General features: G+C 62.0%; 16 protein-coding genes and 1 tRNA gene. 11 read left to right on the top strand and 6 right to left on the bottom strand.

Annotated features, from left to right (window positions below):
• Positions 1-302 precede the first annotated feature (302 nt).
• From AB7F41_RS00615 to AB7F41_RS00605, 3 genes are all read left to right on the top strand, one after another.
• A tRNA-Phe gene (locus tag AB7F41_RS00615) sits at positions 303-378 on the top strand.
• A gap of 575 nt (positions 379-953) precedes the next feature.
• Positions 954-3,398: an arylsulfatase gene (locus AB7F41_RS00610; RefSeq protein ID WP_428406405.1), complete on the top strand. Its 2,445-nt coding sequence runs from the start codon at positions 954-956 to the stop codon at positions 3,396-3,398.
• A gap of 224 nt (positions 3,399-3,622) precedes the next feature.
• Positions 3,623-4,489: a PAS domain-containing protein gene (locus tag AB7F41_RS00605; RefSeq protein WP_428386016.1), complete on the top strand. Its 867-nt coding sequence runs from the start codon at positions 3,623-3,625 to the stop codon at positions 4,487-4,489.
• Positions 4,490-4,696: 207 nt separating this feature from the next.
• Here AB7F41_RS00605 and AB7F41_RS00600 read toward each other — a convergent pair whose 3' ends face one another.
• Genes AB7F41_RS00600 through AB7F41_RS00585 form a run of 4 tightly spaced genes read right to left on the bottom strand, consistent with a single transcriptional unit; the run spans position 4,697 to position 10,722 of the window.
• Positions 4,697-6,790, bottom strand: coding sequence for a TonB-dependent receptor (locus AB7F41_RS00600; protein WP_428386018.1), 2,094 nt, complete (start codon positions 6,788-6,790; stop codon positions 4,697-4,699).
• A complete protein-coding gene (locus AB7F41_RS00595; protein WP_428386020.1) occupies positions 6,787-7,107 on the bottom strand; it encodes a hypothetical protein in 321 nt (106 codons plus the stop codon). The genes AB7F41_RS00600 and AB7F41_RS00595 overlap by 4 nt, the downstream gene beginning before the upstream one ends.
• 34 nt (positions 7,108-7,141) lie before the next feature.
• Positions 7,142-8,365, bottom strand: a complete 1,224-nt coding sequence (locus tag AB7F41_RS00590) for a PepSY-associated TM helix domain-containing protein (RefSeq protein ID WP_428384185.1) — start codon at positions 8,363-8,365, stop codon at positions 7,142-7,144.
• Positions 8,366-8,367: 2 nt separating this feature from the next.
• On the bottom strand, positions 8,368-10,722 hold the full coding sequence (locus AB7F41_RS00585) for a TonB-dependent siderophore receptor (RefSeq protein ID WP_428384187.1): 2,355 nt from the start codon (positions 10,720-10,722) through the stop codon (positions 8,368-8,370).
• 724 nt (positions 10,723-11,446) lie between these two features.
• On the opposite strand from AB7F41_RS00585, the gene AB7F41_RS00580 reads away from it, so the two are divergent.
• Both AB7F41_RS00580 and AB7F41_RS00575 read left to right on the top strand, forming a co-directional pair.
• Positions 11,447-12,124: a response regulator transcription factor gene (locus AB7F41_RS00580; RefSeq protein WP_428384189.1), complete on the top strand. Its 678-nt coding sequence runs from the start codon at positions 11,447-11,449 to the stop codon at positions 12,122-12,124.
• Complete coding sequence (locus AB7F41_RS00575) at positions 12,121-13,491, top strand: sensor histidine kinase (RefSeq protein ID WP_428384191.1); 1,371 nt, start codon at positions 12,121-12,123, stop codon at positions 13,489-13,491. The genes AB7F41_RS00580 and AB7F41_RS00575 overlap by 4 nt, the downstream gene beginning before the upstream one ends.
• A 170-nt stretch (positions 13,492-13,661) precedes the next feature.
• On the opposite strand, the gene AB7F41_RS00570 is transcribed toward AB7F41_RS00575, so the two are convergent.
• The gene (locus tag AB7F41_RS00570) at positions 13,662-14,075 is read right to left on the bottom strand and encodes a DUF3617 domain-containing protein (RefSeq protein ID WP_428384193.1); all 414 of its coding nucleotides are present in this window, start codon (positions 14,073-14,075) and stop codon (positions 13,662-13,664) included.
• Positions 14,076-14,234: 159 nt separating this feature from the next.
• Between AB7F41_RS00570 and AB7F41_RS00565 the strand changes: the two genes are divergently transcribed.
• Positions 14,235-14,885, top strand: coding sequence for a pentapeptide repeat-containing protein (locus AB7F41_RS00565; protein ID WP_428384195.1), 651 nt, complete (start codon positions 14,235-14,237; stop codon positions 14,883-14,885).
• A gap of 117 nt (positions 14,886-15,002) precedes the next feature.
• Positions 15,003-15,878, top strand: coding sequence for a c-type cytochrome (locus tag AB7F41_RS00560; RefSeq protein WP_428384196.1), 876 nt, complete (start codon positions 15,003-15,005; stop codon positions 15,876-15,878).
• 1 nt (position 15,879) lies between these two features.
• Here the strand turns inward: AB7F41_RS00560 and AB7F41_RS00555 are convergent, their stop codons facing one another.
• The gene (locus AB7F41_RS00555) at positions 15,880-16,749 is read right to left on the bottom strand and encodes a trypsin-like serine peptidase (protein ID WP_428384198.1); all 870 of its coding nucleotides are present in this window, start codon (positions 16,747-16,749) and stop codon (positions 15,880-15,882) included.
• 325 nt (positions 16,750-17,074) lie between these two features.
• Between AB7F41_RS00555 and AB7F41_RS00550 the strand changes: the two genes are divergently transcribed.
• The 4 genes from AB7F41_RS00550 (at position 17,075) to AB7F41_RS00535 (ending at position 20,953) form a co-directional block, all read left to right on the top strand.
• Positions 17,075-18,949, top strand: coding sequence for a methanol/ethanol family PQQ-dependent dehydrogenase (locus AB7F41_RS00550; RefSeq protein ID WP_428406404.1), 1,875 nt, complete (start codon positions 17,075-17,077; stop codon positions 18,947-18,949).
• A gap of 112 nt (positions 18,950-19,061) precedes the next feature.
• A complete protein-coding gene (gene moxJ, locus AB7F41_RS00545; RefSeq protein WP_428384202.1) occupies positions 19,062-19,970 on the top strand; it encodes a methanol oxidation system protein MoxJ in 909 nt (302 codons plus the stop codon).
• 41 nt (positions 19,971-20,011) lie between these two features.
• Positions 20,012-20,593, top strand: a complete 582-nt coding sequence (gene moxG / locus AB7F41_RS00540; RefSeq protein WP_428384204.1) for a cytochrome c(L), periplasmic — start codon at positions 20,012-20,014, stop codon at positions 20,591-20,593.
• A 69-nt stretch (positions 20,594-20,662) separates the two neighbouring features.
• On the top strand, positions 20,663-20,953 hold the full coding sequence (locus AB7F41_RS00535; RefSeq protein WP_428384206.1) for a methanol dehydrogenase [cytochrome c] subunit: 291 nt from the start codon (positions 20,663-20,665) through the stop codon (positions 20,951-20,953).
• The last annotated feature ends 25 nt before the right edge of the window (positions 20,954-20,978 follow it).

Genomic DNA, 20,978 nt, shown 5'->3' with positions numbered 1-20,978 from the left:
GAAAGAACGTCAACGATCGATAGCTGGCACCCGCGCTCTGGACAGAGTGGCTGCTCCGCTGCCAAGCAAATTTTCGACCCGAACTGGCCGCTCTGGGTCAGGAGCCGCATTCGTCAGATTTTCTTTGCCGAGCGGGAGCCTTCCAGGGAGGGTCCCCGCCGCGCTTCAGGGGTGCGGCCATTTGATCTGTCGCGGGAGGCCAGGTGATTTGTCGCGCTACAGTTTTGCCGGTCCCAAGCATTGCGGGTCTGGACAAGTCGCGGCGCGCTTTCTATAAGCCCCGACACATCGCGTCCGCGCGAGCCCAGGTAGCTCAGTTGGTAGAGCATGCGACTGAAAATCGCAGTGTCGGTGGTTCGATTCCGCCCCTGGGCACCATTCGCTCGCATTGGCGGGTATGGCGTTCTCGCGAGAGCGTCGCGCCGGCGAGACTGATTTCCGGACAATATCTCCCCGATCGTTCGGTCGTCGTCGCCGAAATCTCCGAGTCTCGCGCCGAGAGCGTGACGCAGTCCCGGAGGCGTCAGTCCGGGCTGGATGACGCTCCCCTTCTTAAGCGCCTGCTCCAGCGCCTTTTTTGAATTTTCGCAAACGCGACGTTGAACCTTCTTTCGCGCTCAGACGCGCCGCGCGGGCTGTTTCCGGAGCGTTGCTCACAGGTCCGGGGAGATCGCGTCGGCTGGATCGGACGCCGCGTCGCACGCCCTTGCGCCGGCGTTCGTTTATGAAGTTCGATTTCGCGAATCTCGCCCAACCGCCTGAACGCCTTCCGGATTTCCCTATCGGCGCAAGGCCATGCGGCTGGGCAAGGGCGGCGGTTGGTGCCATTCAGCTTGCCATGGTGATTGCTGCGCGGGCATGCTGATTTGCCAGATTGCTCTATCTTGAGAATTGAACCGGGCGCCCAACGCTTAACAGGCCAAGAGGGAGCAATCCCCGGCAAAGGAGGCACGATGAACGGGTTGAAGAGACGTCGCCGGCTGGTGACGGCGATCTCATTGGCGCTGGCGCTGACGTCGCTCGCCGGCGCCGCGCCTGCGGCTGAACAGCCGTCGCAGCCCGTTGGCCCCTACAAGGATTTCAAGGGCGTCATAAAGCTCGACGTGCGCGATTCGGTCGCGGACTGGAAGCCGTTCCTGCCGAAAAAGGCGCCGCAGGGCGCGCCGAACATCTTGTTCATTCTGTACGACGACACCGGTCTTGCGGCGTGGTCGCCCTTCGGCGGTCGGATCAACATGCCCACGCTGCAGCAGCTCGCCGACCAGGGGCTGCGCTACACCCAGTGGCATACGACGGCCCTGTGCTCGCCGACGCGCTCGACCATCCTGACCGGCCGCAATCACCACTTGAACGGCATGGCCGCCATCACTGAGGGCGCGAACGGATTCCCCGGCGCGAGCGGCCGCATTCCGCCGCAGGCGGCGACAATCGGGCAGATCCTGCAGGACAACGGCTACAGCACCTTTTGGCTCGGCAAGGAGCACAACGTCCCCGAGCAGGATGTCGCCTCCGGCGCGAGCCGCAAGCTGTGGCCTCTGTCCCTCGGCTTCGACCGCTTTTACGGATTCCTGGGGGGAGAGACCAATCAGTGGTATCCGGATCTGGTCGAAGACAATCGTTTCATCGATCAGCCCTATGGCCCGGAGAAGGGCTACCATCTCTCGAAAGATCTCGCGGACCACGCCATCTCTCTGATCCGCGATCAGAAGGCGACCAATCCGTCCAAGCCCTGGTTCATGTGGTTCAATCCGGGGGCCAATCATGCGCCGCATCACGCGCCGCAGGATTACATCGCCAAATACAAGGGCAAGTTCGACGACGGCTACGACGCCTATCGTGACTGGGCGCTGGCGCGCATGATCGAAAAAGGCGTCCTGCCGAAGGACACGAAGCTGACGCCGGTCAACCCGCTGCCGGAATCGGTGGCGAACAAGGCCGACGCCGTCCGCCCGTGGAATTCACTGTCGCCCGACGAGAAGAAGCTCTTCGCCCGTCTCGCCGAGGTCTGGGCGGGCTTCTCTGAATATACCGACGTCCAGATCGGCCGCATCGTCGAATATCTCAAGCAGACCGGGCAGTACGACAATACGGTGATCTTCTACGCCGCCGACAATGGCACGTCGGGCGAAGGCACCCCGAACGGGTCGGTCAACGAGAACAAATTCTTCAACGGCTACCCGGACGAAATCGCCGAGAACATGAAGCTCTACGACAAGCTCGGCGGGCCAGACACCTACGAGCACTTCCCGACCGGCTGGGCGGTGGCCTTTTCGACGCCGTTCCAGATGTTCAAGCGCTATTCGGAATATTCCGGCGGCACCGCCGATCCGCTGGTGATCAGCTGGCCCAAGGGCATCAAGGCGCATGGCGAGGTCCGCAACCAGTACCACCATTCGGTCGACATCGTGCCCACGATCCTCGAAATCGTCGGGCTTGAAATGCCGAAGGACTATCGCGGCGTGCAGCAGTTCCCCCTCTCGGGCGTCTCGATGAAATACACCTTCGACGCCGCCCCGGACGCGGCGACGCGCAAGCATCGCCAATATTACGCGATGCTCGGCACCCGGGGCATCTGGGAGGACGGGTGGTTCGCCAGCGCCCTTCATGCGCCGCTCACCGGCAAGGGCCATTTCGACCAGGATCAGTGGCAGCTCTATCACGTGGACGTCGATCGGGCCGAGTCTGAGGACTTGGCGAAGAAGCACCCCAAGAAGCTGCAGTCGCTCATCGCCGCCTGGAACGAGGAAGCGCGCAAGAATCTGGTGCTGCCGCTCGACGACCGCACGGCGGTGGAGCAGCTTGGGATTCCGCGTCCGAGCGAGGAGCCGCCGCGCGACCGCTATGTTTATTACCCGGACACCGCCCCGGTGCCGGAAGGCGTCGCCGTGAACGTCCGCAATCGTTCGTACAAAATCCTGGCCAATGTCGAGATCGTCGATCCCGACGCGGCGGGCGTGATCTTCGCCCATGGCTCGCGCTTCGGCGGGCACGCGCTGTTCATCAAGGATCGCAAGCTGAACTATGTGTACAACTTCCTGGGCATCCCGCCGGAGCAGCGCTTCGTGTCCAGCGAGGAGTTGAAGCCGGGCAAATATACGCTGGGCATGGAGTTCACGAGGGAGGGCGCCGGTCCGCATGGCGAATCCACTGGCAGCATGAAGCTGTATGTGAACGACAAGGTTGTCGCCGAGGGTCCGATGAAGACGCAGGCCGGCAAGTTCACGCTGAGCGGGGACGGCCTGTGCGTCGGCTATGACAGCGGCGACGCCGTCAGCCACGAATACACGACGCCGGGCAAATTCCACGGCGGAACGATCCAGGGCGTCGGCGTTACGGTCGAGAAGGCGTCCTATCCCGACCTCGAGAAGGAGGCTCAACGGGCGCTGATGCGCGACTGAAGGTTCGCGCTGCGGCGCCGTCTCCCGCGCTGCGGCGCCGCCTTCGCGCGAGCGTTGAATCCTCGTAGGAGCAACAGCTTGCGTTGGTCAAATGCGTTCGCGCGCCAGCAGACCGCCGGCGCGCGCCTATGCTGGCCAACAGGTTGATATTGCCTTAATATTCCATTGGATTGCCCGGGCGGAATCGGCGACAATCACCAAAAAGACACCACGGCGACGCTGCGATGACGCACCTTAGGCGGCAATTGAATTTCGGACATGGGGCGCGCATGGAACGCGCGCGGCGGAATGAACTGGCGCTCCGTCTGGCGCTGCGCACGGTTCCGATGATCAGCTTTGAGTGGGACATCGTGCGGGACATCGTGCGGCGTTTCGATCCGTTTGAGTCCGAGCTTTCGCAAAGCACAGGCATGATCACCCGTTTCGCCGCCGTGCGGGACGCCGTTCATCCAGACGACAGAGAGAGGTTTTGCGACGACATTGAAGCGGCGCTGCGCGGCGAGACCGAGGTGTTTGAAACCGAGATCCGGGTGCTCAGTCCAGATGGCGCAGTGACCTGGTTCCGCGAACTCGGAATCGTCGAGCGAGACCAACTCGGGCGGCCGCTCCGGATCATCGGGGTCGCGCATGATGTTACGGCGCAGCGCGACAGGCATGGACTGGAGCCGGCGCCTGCGGCCGCGGTCGCGACTTTAGCGCCGCTCAAGACCCTCGTGATCGACCTTAATCGCGCCGCTGCGGATCGTCTCGCGCTGCTTCTTGGAACGGTCGGGGCATGTGTGCGACTCGCCTACAACGGCGCCGACGGCGTGGGCGCGCTGAACGAATTCATTCCGCAACTCGTGTTTATCGACGTCGCCATCCCCTATATCGACGTCGTCGAGACGCTGCGTCGCATCCGTGAGACGCCGGAAACCCGCAAGACTTTCCTCATCGCTCTCAGCGCCACGCGCGTGGAGCGTTCCGGCAGTCTATGGAAAGACGCCGGTTTCGATGGTCTGCTGACCAAACCGATCGGGTTTGAAGCGCTTCTCGACATATTGGAGAACGTCTCCTGTCGAGAGGCGAGGGACGGCCAAGGGGACGCTTAGCGCGTACGCCTGGAGTCGGACGTTCGGCGGGTCGCTCCGGCCTCGCCGCCGCTGTGACCGATGGGAGGACCGCTGGTCCCAAACGCCGACAGTCGCGTGACGGGCGCCGACGCCATGACGAACTTTCCGAACGCCGCCATGGAAAATGGCAATGGAAAATGGCAATCATGACGACGCGGGCGATGGAGTCTGCGGACGCCGGATTCCTTAATATCGACAGCTGACGCTTGCGGCGATTGAACGCGGTTCCCCGTGATAGAGGGCGCCGTTCGACGTCCAGTTGGATTGGTTCGTCAGATTTGCGGCGACAAGTTCGAATTTGAGAGTGTCGTTGATGGTGTAGGCGAGCGTCGCGCCGAGCATCTGTTGCGGGGCAAGGGTGAAGCCATAGGTGTTGGGCAGCGTCGCCTCGAGGCGGCTGGCGTAATAATAGCTCACGCCGAGTTCGAGTCCTTTGAAGTCTCCCGAGTCGAAGGCGTAGCTGGCGTTGAAATTATAGACGCGCCGCGGCGCGCCCAGGAGATCGCTGCCCTGCTGCGACGGGATATTGTCGTCCTTCGAGACAAGCGCGTGCAGGAAGGTGGCGACGGCGTTGATCTTGAGGTTTGGCAGGATCTCGGCGCCGAGATTGACCTCGATGCCGTGACTGTGCTGCTGGCCGGTGACGACGGAATAGAAGCCGCTCGGATTGGCCGGATTGGGGATCGCGACATTGTCGCGGGTGATGTCGAAGAGGCCGACCTCGAAACGCATCTTGCGGTCCAGGAATTCGTGGCGCATGCCCAGCTCATATTGTGTGTCCTGCTGCGGCGGCGGCGCTTCGCCGCTTTGAATGCGCACGCCGGTGTTGGGGATCAGCGATTTGCCATAGGCGGCGAAGAGCTGCGTCTCCTCGTCCGGCCGGTAGAGAACGCCGGCGCGCGGGTTGAAATAGCCTTTGGTCCCTTTGCTCAGACTCGCGGTCGGGTCGCCGGTCAGCGCGCCGAAGGGATCGAAGACGCGTTCGCGCTGCGCCAGAAGATCGTAGCGTCCGCCGATCAAGATGCGCCAGTTCTCGTTCAGATCGATCAGATCCTGGCCATAGATCGAGCGGCTGATCGCGCGCGCGACGCCATTCGACCAATAGGCGCCCGCGTAGCTGACGCCCGGCGAATAGAAGGGAGCCAAGATATTGAGCGGCGCCGCTTCATAGCGGGCGACGTCATTGTTGTAGCCGAAATAGAAGTCCCACTGTTCGAGGCCGAGAAAGACGGCGTGGGAGAGAAAGCCTGTGTCGAAGCGGCCGTTCAGGCGCAATTGCGCGTCGAAGCTGCGGTTGGCGGTGCGGGCGCGAACCGGATTGCCGAAGACGACGGACTGAAAGCCGTCATAGCCCCAGCCCGTGAACCACCCCCAGCGATTGGCGTAGAAAAAATAATCGACGACCGCGGCGAGTTTCCAATCGGCGTCGAAGGCGTGCTCATAGCGCAGCGTGACATCGTCGAAGAAGGGCGTCTCATGTTCATTGGCCGGCAGACCCGCGTAAAACTCGCGCGGGACATGCAGAAACACCGGATCGGCAGGGACGCCGTCACGGTAGACGAGCCGCCCGCCATTGTGTTCGGCGCGCAGGCTGACACGATCGCCATTGTCTGCGGCGAAGGCCAGCATCGGCGCAATGTCGAAACTGCGCGTGCGCGTGAAATTGACGAAGCCGCCCAGGCTCTGCGCCGAGCCGGTCATGCGGAACAGCAGGCTCTTGTCGTCGTTGAGCGGGGCGTTGACGTCGGCGGTGAGACGGGTGACGGCAAAACTGGCCTTGGTCGCGGCGCCGCGGGCGAAGGTCGCCTCGACCGGCGCCTTGCGGATGTAGTCGGCGGCGCCGCCATAGCCGCCGAGCGCCTTGCCGAACAGCATGGCGCTCGGGCCCTTGTAGAACTCGACATGATCGACGGTCGAGAGATCGACGTTCTGGGCGGTGAAGCCATGCGAAGCGCCGTCGAACAGCGTCACTCCCGCCGGAAAGCCGCGCATGACGAATTCGGGCGAAAAGGCGGAGTTGGTCGCGGGAGCGTTGACATAGACGCCGCTCTGATCGCGCCCCAGAGTCTGCGCATTGGGCGCCGCAACGTTGCGCCGTTCGATCTGGCTGCGTTCCCTGTTCCGCGCCTTGCTCGGCGCCTTATCGTCGGTCTCGTCCATGCCGCGCTGCTTGCCTGCGCTTTGCAGTTTCTCCTTGCGTTCCTTTTCCTGCACTTCCTCGGCGAACGTCTGGGCGGCGCCGACGCAGACACATATGAGCGCGACGAGCGTCGCCCTCATGCCGCGCCGGACGGCGGCGCCTGCCGGCGGCGCAGGAGGCGCGGACGCTCCGGATGTTTGCGCTCGAGCGCGACCTGCGCGAGCGGCGCGATAAAGCTCGAAGCCTCGGCGCCATCGGCGATGGAGAAGCGGCACATCAGTCCGCCCGCCGCGCCGGCGTCGAAGACATCGAGAATGATCAGTCGCGGCGCGCCGCGCGCGATGACGCCGCGTTCGCGCAGAAAAGCGATGAGCGCCGGTCTCGCATGCGCCGGCAAAGGCAGCGCGCGACGCAGATTCTGGATGAAATGACCGCCTTTGATTCGATCGAAATCCATGTCTCGCTCCATCACTATCAACGCCGCATCCACATCAAAATCGCGCGGGCGATCGCGCGGCCGGCGCCGGCCGCGCAACTGTTCCCCGCGCATGCGCGACCCGCGCCGAACGCTTCTTCCACCAGATGTAAACGCCGGTTGCGGAAAGCATCGCGATGACGAGCCCGAAAAGGCAGACGAAGATGCGGTAGGGAAGGCCGAAGAGATTGGCCATATGCAGTTCGACGAGCCAGGTGGTCAGCGTCGTTCCGCTGCGATGGCCCGTCGGCAGGCTCAGCGTCTTCAGTTCGCCCGAGCGTGAGTCGAACAGAATCGAGGTCGACCCCGCCTTGTCGCCGATGTCGCGCGACGAGCGCACGCGATATTCGTAAAGGCCCTTGTCACGAAGATGATAGAGCGCCAGCGGGCGTTCGATCGCGAAGCCGTGCCGGCGCGCCAGTTCGGCCATCAGCCGCTCGCCGGTCGCTTGCGCTTCTTCCCATTCCATCGGCGCGCGCCCGTCGGTCTGCGGCGCTCCCCGCTGCGCCCAGACCGGCGTTTCGTAATCGAGAACGAGCTGCGTCACGCGCGTATAGAAGTTCGGCAGCGTGAACAACACGCTCGACCAGGCGTAGACGAGCAGCATCGCCCAGAGCCACAGGCCGGCGGCGCGATGCAGATCGAAATTGACGCGATAGAAGGAGCTCTTGAGCTTCACCAGCCATGACGGCCTCCAACGCGCAAAGAAGCTCTTCTTTGAGCGCTCGCCGCGCATGGGCAGCGTCAGATAGAAGCCGACGAAACAATCGAGCGTCCAGAGAAGCGCCACCGCGCCGAGAATCCATTCGCCGATCCCGCTCATCGCGAGATACATATGCAGGCCGTAGACGAACGGCATGATGTCGGCTTTGCGCCTTGGCAGACCATGCCACGACACGCGGCCGCGCTCCTGGCCATCGATCGGATCGAGATGGATGTATTCGAAGTCGAGCGGCGTCGCGCCGTCGCGCGCCTTCATGCCGATCATCGCGGAGCCGGGATAACCTTGATAAACTGTCGTCGCTCGCGCCTGCGGAACGATGGATTCTGCGCGTTGCGCAAGCGTCGCCGCGCCGAGTTCTATGCCGGCGCGTGGGCCGGAATAGAGTTCGGGCGTCAGCCAAGCGTTGATCTCAAGCCAGAAGGCGAGCAGGCTTCCCGTCAGACCGACGAGAATGAGAAAGCCCGCGATCGCAAGTCCCGCCCAGCGATGCAGCCGCACGAAAAGTCCGCGGGCCATCGCTAGAACTCGACTCTTAGCTGCCCCGTCGCCGTAAACGGCTTCGCGGGAAACGAAGGCAGAGGCGGGGTGTAATAATTGAAGAAGTTGTCGACGCCGGTATAATATTGCGCATTGTTGATGTTCTTGAGATTGAGTTGCGCCGTCAGTTTATGACCGTCGACGAGCGTCGCGTAGCTCGCGAAGGCGTCAAGCCGCGCCCAGCCCGGGATGAGAAACGTATTCTGGATGTCGCCCCAGGCATGGGTGGAAGCCGTGACGCCGCCGCCGATGCGCAGCCCCAAGCCGTTGTCGCCGAAATCATACACAAGGAAAACTTTGCCCGAATGGCGGGGAACATTGTCGAGATGATTGCCAAGCAGGCCGCCCTGTTCCCCGAAAATCGCAGGGTCCAGCAATCCGAAAGGATTGAGCCGATTTACGAAATTGTCGGCAATAACTTTGGCGTCGATATAAGCGAAATTGCCCGTGAGGCTCCATCGCTCGGTCAATCGCCCCAAGACATCCAATTCGATGCCTCGACTGCGTTGAAGGCCGGCGAGCGTCACGGCGGAAGGATCTAACGACGCGAAATCTCGGGTCGGCACGCCTGTTTTTGTGATTTGAAAGAAGGCGAGCGTTGCGGAAAGGCCAGGTCTGGGCTCCGCCTTGAGGCCGACCTCCCATTGCTGGCCGCGCTGCGGGCCCAATGATTGTCCGTTGGCGTCGAAGCCGTTATTGACGCCAAACGAACGCGAATAGCTGCCATAAACGCTCAATTCGGGCACGACGTCGAAAACGACTCCGGCGCGCGGGGTCAAGGCCCGATCGACGCGCGTCTGTGCGGCCAGTCGATTGTCAATCGCCAAATATTTGTTCGCGCTGTAGTCGCCGCCAGAGGATCTGGAGCGGCCCCTAGTGACGTCGGCGACATCAAATCGCGCTCCGACCAGCAAATGCAGACGTTCGAACCAGGTGACCTGATCTTGAACGTACAGTCCCTTCTGTCTGGTGAGAACAGACGAATGGCTCTTGTATCCTGTGCCGGCTTGCGCGCTCCAATAGGCGAAGGAAGGCACGGTTCCGTAGACCGGAGAGAAAATGTCGATCGGATAAAGAGCGCCGCCGTCGCCGAAATAGTAGTCGTAAAGGCCGTTCAGATAGTCGAGGCCCATGAGAAAGTCATGCTTGCCGCCGAGCGCCCAGAACTTTCCTTCCAGGTCGACGTTCGTCGAAAATGTGCCGCCCGTCAAAGATTGGTATTGGACGATGCGTTGCAGCGTTCGCATATCCGGATCCACGCAATAGGGCGTGGTGCAAAACAATGAAACGTTCGGTTTCTGGAAATTCGTCGTCGCGGAATAGAGAAAGCGATTCGTGACCTTCCAATCTTCGGTGATGTTCTGCCGAAATTTATAGCCGACGTTAAAACTGTCGATCCGGTCGCGCGGATCGTTCGCCTCCTGAAACGAGCGGCTGAGCGGTATCGGCGCCGGCGTCGATCCGTAGGCCGGGACGCCGATGTCGCTTTGAGCCTTCTGCGCAAGAAATTGGCCCTCGGCCGTGAACTCGGTCCAGGCGGTCGGACGGTAACTCACGACGGGCGCCAGGAGCATGCGCTCGCCGCCCTGGAAGCGCCGGAACGAGCCGTTGGTCTGATAGGCGCCGGTGAAGCGGTAGGCGAGACCCGGAGCCTCAGCAATGGGCGAGGTAAAATCCCACTGAGTGCGATACCAGTTGAACGATCCAAACTGTTGATCGACAACGTAGCGGGCGCGGTCGAGCGGTTGCTTGGTGATGAGATTGATCAATCCGCCCGGTTCCGCGCGTCCGTAGAGGACTGACGCAGGGCCCTTCAAGACTTCGATTCGCTCCAGATTGGCGGTGTCGAAGCCGCTGGGATTGGATTCGCCAGCGGGAATCGCGAGATTGTTGCGATAGATATAGAGACTGTCGAAGCCCCGGATCTTGAAATTATATCCTTCAAGGTCGTTGTTGTTCGAGCGAACGCCGGGAACGTTTTCCAGGGCTTCCTGAACGCTCGTATCGTTCTGGTCTTGCATCACTTGCTTGGGGACCACATTCACCGACGCTGGCGTTTCTCTGAGCGGCGTGTCGGTCTTTGTGCCTGTGGTCGCGTCATTCGCCACATAGCCTTCGGCGGGCGTCTTCGGCTCGCTCGGAAAATTTGACGACGGACCGGAGCCGGATGTGGCCGACTCTCCTGTTGGCGAACCCGAAATCTGCGTCGATGGCGCGCGCTGACGCCCGCCGATGCTGATTGTTGGCAATGCTTGCTGGGCGTGGGCGCATTCAGGCGCCAAGGCGAACAGCAGCGCGCAGGCGGAAACGCCGCGCAGGAGGACGGACGAGTTCATTGATGGACTCCAGAGCGATTGCGAGAACGCTCGAGCGACGAGATGGGGCAGGTTGATCTGTGAGGGACGCGATTCGCGAATCAGGCCGTCTGCGGCGGCGCGCGCGAAGACCAGGCGCTTGCCCAGCCGGCGGGTCTGACGCGGCGCCTCACGGGCGCCGACGGCTCGACCCGGTCAGTCGCCGACCGGCTGAAGGCCGCAGCGCTAAACGCCGTTCCCGCGAGGCCAAAGGACGTCTGCCGCTCGCAGCTCGCCAAACAACAAAGCCCCGCCAGAGAGCATTGATGGGCGCGCCCGTCGTTCGACGGCGCGCGCGAATCCTCTCGCGCGCAATCGACGGAAGCCGCGGTCGAGACGCCGGCAACGCCTTCATGTGACGCGGCTTGCGCCCGGGACAATGCGAGGGCGACGCCCTGGACCGCCATGACGAATACGACCAAGCCGAACAGAACCGCACGGACGCCTTTCAAGCATCTGTGAGCGTTCTCGCTCGTCTTTGCCGTATGGTTTAGGATCGCCCGCATCATCGCCGTCTTCGTCTTGTGCGACTGAAAATAGCCAAAGCGAAGCTGACACGCCTGACAAGAACCTGACATGAGCGATTTTGGCGCGAAATCCGAGGCGCTGTGTCTTTAGGGCAACAGCTGGCCCTTTCGCGCCGGCGTCTTGCGCATTCGGCGACTGAAATCGATAATCGGCGAGACAGAACGGGAGCGGCGCCCATATGCGACTTTTACTTGTTGAAGACGAGCTGGATGCGGCGCGTCTCACCGCGTCGTTGATCTCTCAGGCCGGATTCGACGTGGATCAAGCTCACAGTCTGAGCGCGGCGCGCGACGCGGTGACGCGATCAAATTACGATCTTCTGCTTCTCGATCGTCGTCTTCCTGATGGTGACGGCCTCTCGCTGATGCCGCTGGCGCGGGAGTTGCAGCCGGGCATCCGCGTCATGATGCTGACAGCGATGGACGACACGGGAGAGAAGGTGTCGAGCTTCGATCTGGGCGCGGACGACTACGTTACGAAACCGTTTCAAGGAGAGGAGCTGGTTGCGAGAATACGCGCCTGCGTTCGACGTCCGGGAAGCGGCGCGCCGAAGCCGATTGCGGTGGGCGCGCTATATTTTGATCTCGCGACGCGCGATGTCCGGATCGCGGGCAAGCCGGTCATTTTGCATCGGCGCGAGTTAGTCCTGCTCGAATCTCTGTTGCGACGAGTCAATCGCGTCGTTTCGCGTGAGACGCTTCTCAATGATGTGTTTTCTCCAAACGAAGATGTCCAGGACAATACGCTCGACATGGCTGTGTCGCGTCTGCGTCGACGGCTCGTGGCGTTGGACGCCGGCGTCGCCATTCACACCGTTCGCGGCGTCGGTTACATCACGACGGAGTTGCTTGATTGAGACGACACTCGCTCGTATGGCGCATCGTCGGCTGTCTATTTCTTGCACAGATCATCGCCTTCACCATCGCCTGGCTGGTGACGGTGGGCCTTGGCCTCACAGGCGTCGAAATTTTCGCGACCTCGCTCGATGAGCTGTCGGCCATTCGCGCGAAAAAGCAGGTTATCGCCTCGTTGACGCTGAACGATGAGAAAATGCTGGAGATCAGGCCGACGCCAGGCCTGCTTGAAGATCTAAAGCGCGCGCCCGGCATGAAGTTCGCGGCGTTTAGGAAGCTAAGCCGTGAGCCCGTTGCGGGGTCGTCGCCTGAGCTCGTCGCGATGCTGCGGCCGCTTATCGAGATCAGTCCGACCCATGTGCATTTTGTGTTGCCAGGCGATCCGAGCGCCATTCGCGCAGGCCTTATGGAGCCGTCATCGACTCCGTTCGGCCGCCTTCATGTCGCCGTATACGGACAGAAATTCCGCGCCAGCGACATCGTCGACGCCGCCATAGAGGAAATGCGCTGGTTGACCGCCTACCTCGTCATGGCGATCGTCATGTCGGCCGGCGCAGGCTGGTTCGCCGTGCGCTGGGGACTAAGGCCGCTCAGACGCGTGGCGGAGCAGGCGTCCCGGATTGACATGAACTGCCTCGACCAACGTCTCGACGCAAATGACGTATCGAGCGAAGTTGGACCCCTCGTCGACGCGGTCAACGACGCGTTGGCGCGGCTCGACGCCGGCGTCGCCCGCCAAAAGCGTTTTACGGCAAATGCCGCGCATGAGCTCCGCACGCCCATCAATGTGCTGGGCGTGCGGCTTGACGCGCCCGAGGAGCCGACCTTCAAGAATGATCTGAAACGCGATCATCGTCGCATACGCAACATCGTCGAGCAGCTGCTCGCTTCCGCGCGGCTCGGCGAACAATCGACGACGCTCGATGAAACGATCGACCTCGTCGCGTTGACGCGAACGATGATTGCGGACGCCGCGCTTCTGGCGCTGAAGGCGCGGCGCCAGATCGTTCTCGACGCGCCCAGCGCGCCTGTGCTCATTAAGGGCAATCGGCCGGCGCTCGAATCGGTTATCGCGAATGTCATTGACAACGCTCTTCGCGCCGAGCCTGAAGGCGGCACGGTTCACGTTCGCGTCGCCGACGATGGAACGCTGAAGGTGATCGATCATGGATGCGGCGTCGAGCAGTTGGACCGCGATCTGATCTTCGAGCCCTTCTGGCGCAAGAATGACTCTATTCCAGGCACGGGCTTGGGATTGGCCATCGCCAAAGAGCTCATCGATGCGCATCGTGGCGGCATCTGGGTCGAGGACACGCCTGGCGGCGGCGCGACATTCAACGTGTCTTTCCCTGTGGTGGAGATGTCTTGATCGCGCCTCCGGCCAAGGCGATGCGTTGGCGGGCGCTCGCGGCCAGTTCCGAAGCGAGATGGGTCGATCGGCGCGCCGGCGCCATGCAAGCGCCGGCGTCTCCATGACGCCCGACTACAATGTGGCGAAGGCAATTCTATCCGATTTCAGGCTCGGGGCGTTCAGTGCGTCTATCTGGCGCAGCGTTCGGACAGAAACTTTGCGTCGACCGTAAAGCCCGAACGACGTCCTTTCGCCGTCTGCCTCGATTGCGCGCGATACCAGTTCTCAAAATCGCCGGTGAACAACAGGCTGGTGACCTCGCGCGACTCCTGCGGGCCGCATTCGAAAGTGACGATGATCTGATCCTTTGCGCGCGTCACGGCAGGCGTCGCGCAACTTTCGTCCAGAGCGCCGACGATGCTGTCGCCTTCTTCGATGCAGACGTCGTTGGTTTGAAGGCCGACCTCCGGCGAAATCGTTGAAATGCGCCATACGCCGGGGCGGCGTTTCGGCAGGTCGGCGTCCGCAGCGAATGCAGGCAAATGCGCCTGGGCGAACAGCGACAGTGCGACGGCGAAGCATATGAAGCGCCAGAGTGTCATCGCTGTTGACTATCGCGAAAACGACGTTCGATCCATGGCGGGCATTCGCCGGAAGACAGGCTTGGAGTGTTTCCCGAATTTCGCAAGAGATTGTCCTGTTGCGTCCTCCGTTGCGTCGAACATAGGCTTCATGCGCCGCGAGTTGACGAGGTTCGACGGATGAGACGATTGAACGGGACGCTGATCGGTCTTGCGCTTTTCGCTGGAGCGTCTCTGTTTGTCGCTGCGCCTGTTCAAGGCGTCTGCGCCGCAGAACTGTCGCGCGCGCAGATCGAACAAAAAATCGCCGATTCGCATGGCGGACCGGTCGATCTCGGAGACCGCGATCTCTCGGGCCTCGATCTGTCCGGCCTGGATTTGCACGGCGCGGATTTCTTCTCGGCCAGGCTCGCGGGCGCAAATTTGTCGAAGGCCGATCTGTCGGGAGCCAATTTCACCCGCGCCGAATTGCAGAATGCGGTCTTTTCCGACGCCCGGATGAAAGGCGCGTCGCTTTACGCCGCGCTTCTCGACGGCGCCAATTTCGAGCGCGCCGACCTGTCCGATTCGCGAATCATCGGCGGCGGAAGGGGCGTGAAGTTTTGCAACGCGAAGCTTATCAACGCGGACCTTGGCGCCGATCCCGCCAATCAGGGCATGGTGCCGGTGCGCGCCGAACTGCCGGAGGCCAATTTCGACGGCGCCGACCTGACGCGCGCCAATCTCACGCATGCGGTTCTCACGGGCGCGAGTTTCACCGGCGCAATCGTGACCGGCGCGCGTTTCGACTATGCGGTGCTGGACGGCTCGAACCTCTCTCTCGGCCGTTGACGCAGGCTTGCGAGGCCGCTCTGCCGAGCATTCCTGAAACGATCAGGATTTTTTCCGCAAGACCCGGCGCGCGACCTGGGTTAAGAGCGCCGAATCTCTCGCCGACGCGTCTTGAACATGCGCATCGATCGTCTCTCCTCGCATTTCGCCATGTCGGTCGCTCTGCTTGCGTTCTGGCCGATCAGCCCGCCTGCGAATGCGGCGGCGGATCTCGAACGCGGCCGCTATCTCGTCGGAGCGCTGACGGCGTGCGACAATTGCCATACGCCGCGCGGACCCTCTGGCTATGATCTTTCCCGTCGTTTTTCCGGCGGCGCGCAGACATTCTCCCAGGCGACCTATGTCGTGCGGGGTTCGAACATCTCGCCGGACGTTGAGACCGGCGTCGGCGCCTGGACGGACAAAGAATTGCGCGCCGCCATCGTCGACGGAGTCGGTCGGGACAATCGTCTTGCGCCGGTCATGCCGTCCGACTCCTACAAGCCGCTGACGACGCGCGATCTCGACGCGATTATCGGCTTTCTGCGCGCCGCCGCGCCGGTGCGCGCGCCGCTTCAGGCGCCGCAGCAGCGCAATGGCGAATGGGCGCCTCACCCGATGCCGGGAGCGGCGGCGCCCTTCGACGAAACGTCGCTCGCGGACAAACAGACGCGGGGACTCTATGTCGCCTCACTCGCGCGTTGCATGTCGTGTCACAGCGCCGAGGTCGACGGCGCGCCAGATTATCGCAATCGTCTCGGCGCGGGCGGCAAAATCTTCCACAACGCCGCCGGCGTCGTCGTCGCCTCCAACATCACGTCCCATCCGGCGAAGGGCGTCGGCGCGTGGTCGGATGAGGCGCTGAAACGCGCAATCACACAAGGACTGTCGCGCGACGGCGCGCCGCTCAGGCCGCCGATGTCGACGCTCGCGAAAGCGCATTTCTCGAAGATGTCGCGTGACGATCTCGACGCGCTCGTCGCCTGGATTCGAACCCTTCCGCCGAAGGAATGAGCTATCGCGGTTTTGACGCCGCGTCGCGGATCGCCTTGGCGAGTTCGCCTTCGAACAGCATCGCAGATCCGTAATGCGTCTCAACGTCAAACGGCCGCTTCTGATTCATATCGAGCGAGGCGCTGTGCATGGCGATCAGACGTCCGTCTTCGGTGAAGAGGCCGGAGCCGGAACCGCCATAGCCGTCGTTGCAGTCGTGACGCACGCGACGAACGTGGCCCTCGGTCGGCTCATCGACGCGATAGACGTCGCAGGACTCGGTCGTCGCGGCGAGACGCGTATTTGAATGTCCGGCCGGAGAGACCATCACGACTTTGAAACGCGCGCCGGTGACGATGTCGCTCACGTCCGGCGCCGGCTGGGGTTTGACCGCCTCGGGCGTCGACTGCAGCAGCTGCAGCAACGCCCAGTCGTCGGTGATGTGCAGACCTTTCGACTCGACGGCGGCGCCGATGCGCAGGCTGTCTTCATCGAAATAATAGTCGCCGCCTGCAATCCTGAAGAAACAATTCGTCACCGGATGCGTCGGCGCGAGACGCCGGTCGACGAAATTATGCGCATTCATCACGACGAGATCATGTGCGCCGATCAGCCATGCGGCGGCGGCGCGCTCCAGCGTTCCGAATTCGGAATAGCACATGAGAACGCCGGCGCCGGCGAAGCGAGCCATGTCCGCCTCTGTCATCGCCTGACGGCCGTCGCGCGGATATAGCGCCGCCTGCGCTGTTCTTGCGCCGACGCGGGCCGCCATTGCGACGGCGAGAATCAGCATGACGGCGACCGTGCCGCGACGAATTCCAGACCGGCGCAGCGTGAGCGGAAAGGCGCGCGTTGGGGATGCAGGCGAATTGCTCGGCGTAAGAGCGTCCAAGATTTGTTCTCTAAATGCAGCGAAGGCGATTCCGTCAACAAAATCCGTGCGCGAATCTTCGTCAAGCGCCAAGGCGCCGGGAAGCATCGGGAACGTATATGCCGATCATTCCCGAGACACATTACCGATAAATCGTGAAGACTCGGCCGAGCGCATAAACTTATATGCCCGCGGATCGTCATCCCGAATTTGCGCCGATGCGCAGCGGGACTAAGCGACCGTCGATAACCCATGACGGCTGCATTTTGGCCGTCTATCTGCGAGGCGACGTCGCCGTCCAAGAAGCCGTGAAGGCGTCCGGGCGACGTTGCAGGAGGACTCGTCCATGAGGAAACTGCTGAATTCCGTGTCCTTGTTGTCCGTGCTGATCGCGGCGCCGGTGGTGACGATGTCCGCCGCGGTCGCCGAGGACAAGCTCGAAGCTCTGACGAAGAGCGAAAACAACTGGGCCATGCAGGGAAAGAACTACAGCGCCAATCACTACAGCGCGCTGAACCAGGTCAACGCCGACAATGTCAAGAATCTGAAGGTCGCATGGTCGTTCTCGACCGGCCTGCTGAGCGGCCACGAAGGGTCGCCGATCGTCATCGACGGCAAGATGTATGTTCATACGTCCTTCCCCAACAACACCTTCGCCCTCAATCTTGACGATCCGACCCGCATTCTCTGGCAGCATAAGCCGAAGCAGAACGCCGCCGCGCGCGCCGTCGCCTGCTGCGACATCGTCAATCGCGGCCTTGCGTATTGGCCCGGCGACGGAAAGACGCCGTCGCTCGTCGTCAAGACGCTGCTTGACGGCCATGTCGTCGCGCTGAACGCCGACACCGGCGCGGAATATTGGAAAATCGAAAACTCCGACTTCAAGGTCGGCTCGACGCTGACCGTCGCTCCGCACATCTACAAGGACATCGTGCTCATCGGCAGCTCGGGCGCCGAACTCGGCGTGCGTGGCTATATGACAGCCTATGACGTGCGCACCGGCGAACAGAAGTGGCGCGCCTATGCGACGGGTCCCGATTCGGACGTGCTGATCGGCGACGACTTCAACAAGGCCAATCCGCATTATGGTCAGAAGGGTCTCGGCACCGCGACCTGGGAAGGCGACGCCTGGAAGATCGGCGGCGGCACCAACTGGGGCTGGTTCGCTTATGATCCGGGCACAAATCTCGTCTATTACGGCAGCGGCAATCCCGCCCCGTGGAACGAGACCATGCGGCCGGGCGACAACAAATGGACGATGACCATCTGGGGCCGCGACCTCAATACGGGCGAGGCGAAGTTCGGCTATCAAAAGACGCCGCATGACGAATGGGACTATGCGGGCATCAACTTCATGATGCTCAGCGAGCAGAAGGACAAGGACGGCAAGCCGCGCAAGCTGCTGACCCATCCCGACCGCAACGGCATCGTCTACACGCTCGATCGCACCGACGGCACGCTGATCTCCGCCGACAAGATCGACGACACGGTCAATGTCTTCAAGAAGGTCGATCTGAAGAGCGGCCTGCCGGTGCGCGATCCGGAATATGGCACGCGCATGGACCATCTCGCCAAGGACGTCTGCCCGTCGGCGATGGGCTATCACAACCAGGGCCTCGACTCCTACGATCCGACCAAGGAGCTGTTCTTCCTCGGCGTGAACCACATCTGCATGGACTGGGAGCCCTTCATGCTTCCCTATCGCGCGGGTCAGTTCTTCGTCGGCGCGACGCTGAACATGTATCCGGGTCCGAAGGGCGATCGTCAGAAGGGTGAAGGCCTCGGCCAGATCAAGGCCTACAACGCCATCACCGGCAAGTTCAAATGGGAGAAGATGGAGCGCTTCGCCGTGTGGGGCGGCACCGCCGCCACGGCCGGCAACGTCGTCTTCTACGGAACGCTCGACGGCTTCATCAAGGCCCGTCACAGCGACACCGGCGAACTGCTGTGGAAGTTCAAGCTGCCGTCGGGAGTCATCGGCCACCCGATCGTCTACCAGCACAATGGCGTTGAATATGTCGCCATCATGTATGGCGTCGGCGGTTGGCCGGGAGTCGGCCTCGTGTTCGACCTCCAGGATCCGACGGCGGGTCTCGGCGCGGTCGGCGCCTTCAAGCAACTCGCCAACTATACCCAGATGGGCGGCGGCGTGATGGTGTTCTCGCTTAACGGCAAGGGTCCCTACGACGATCTGAGTCTCGGCGAATACAAGGCGAACTGATCGCCGGCCGCTCCATCGATCGCTCCACCCTCAAGAGGGTTGTGAGAAGCCTGCTCGGATGCGCCCCCGTGCGTCCGAGCAGGCGATCGAATTGATCACGGAAAATAGAATCATGTCGCGCATCACTCGCTTGTCCCTCGGCTTTGGCGGCGCGCTCCTCGTCGCTTTCGCGACCGTCGGCGCGCAGGGCGCCTCCTTTGGCGGCTCCAGCGACGCCGGATCGAACGCCGCGCCCACGGCCGAACAGGCTCCGCCGCCCGATCCCAATACGCTTCGCATCTGCGCGGCGAAGAATCAGCCGCCGCTGTCAATGGAAGACGGCTCCGGTCTTGAGAACAGGATCGGCGTGGCGCTCGCCGACGCGATGAAACGCAAGGCGCAATTCGTCTGGTCGCAACGGCCGGCGATCTATCTCGTGCGCGATTCTCTCGACAAGAATCTCTGCGACGTCATCATCGGCCTCGACGCCGGCGATCCGCGCGTGGCGACATCGAAGCCCTATTATCGGACCGGCTATGTCTTCGTCAGCCGCGCCGATCGCGGCCTTGACATCGCATCCTGGTCCGATCCGCGCTTGAAAAAGCTTGGCCACATCGTCGTGGCGTTCGGTTCTCCCGGCGAAACGCTGCTCAAAGATATGGGCCAGTATGAAGACAACATGGCCTATCTCTATTCGCTGGTGAATTTCAAATCGCCGCGCAATCAGTACACGCAGATTGATCCCGGCCGCATGGTCGGCGAGGTGATCAGCGGCGCCGCCGACATTGCGGTCGGTTTCGCGCCTGACGTCGCGCGCTATGTCAAGGGGTCGGCGACTCCCTTGCGCATGACGCTGATCGAAGACGACGCGGTGAAGAGCAGCGGCGAAAACGTGCCGCAGCGGTTCGACCAGTCGATCGCGGTGCGGCGCGACGACAAAGCCTTGTTGGCGGAAGTCGACAAGGCGCTCGTCGCCGCCCGTCCGAAAATCGATGAAATTCTCAAGGCGGAAGGCGTTCCCCTTCTTCCCGTCGGTCAATGAATGCGCCGCGCGCGCATGCCAACAAACAGGACGAAAATTAAGTGTTGAAACGCAACAAAGGACTGTCCCTGTCTCTCGTCGGCGCTGCGGCTTCGCTCATCGCGCTCGGCGCCATCGCGCAAACCGCAGGAATTACGTTCCGCAATACGATCACCGGCGAAGTGCTGAACTTCGACGACGCGTTGCCCGAGGGAAAAGACACGGAAGGCGTCAAGCAATTCATGGCGACGGGCAAAAATCCCTACAACGAGGATGCAAGCTGCCTGAAGCAGGGCGAACAGCTGTTTCTTTCCGCGTGCTCAGGGTGTCACGGGCATCTCGGCGAAGGAAAGATCGGCCCCGGCCTCAACGACGATTACTGGACCTATCCGCAGAATGAAACCGACGAAGGGTTCTTTTCGACGATCTATGGCGGCGCGCAGGCGTCGATGGGCCCACAGTATCAGAACCTGACGCTCGACGAGATGCTGCAGGTCATGGCCTGGGTGAGGCATCTCTTCAAGGACGATCCGCAGAAAGCGACCTGGCTGACGGACGATCAGCGCAAGGCTTTCAAGCCCTATGCGGGCCACGAGACGCTGCCGGACAATCCGCCGGGCAAGTGCCCACCAAAAGCGAAGTAGGTTTCACGCCGCCGTCGCCGGGGGCGCAAGCACTGAGGCGCAAGCCTCAAATCAACGGAGGAAACACGGATGCGTAAGATGCATTTCGCCGCGGCGCTCACCGTCGGCATTTTGTTCGGCGCGGGCGGCGCGCTGGCCTATGACGGCACCAAATGCAAGGCGGCTGGCAATTGCTGGGAGCCCAAACCCGGATTCCCGGAAAAGGTCGAGGGTTCGAAGTATGACCCGAAGCACGATCCGAAGGAGCTCGCCAAACAGCAGGCGTCGATTCAGGGCATGGAAGAGCGCAACAAGAAGCGGGTCGCGAACTTCAAGAAGACCGGCAGCTGGGAATATGACGTAAGCAAGATCGCTCAATAAGCTTCATCGCGACAAAGCGCGATGA

This window comes from Methylocystis sp. (assembly GCF_050251305.1).
Classification (GTDB): domain Bacteria; phylum Pseudomonadota; class Alphaproteobacteria; order Rhizobiales; family Beijerinckiaceae; genus Methylocystis.
This window is presented reverse-complemented; position numbering and strand designations above follow the sequence as displayed.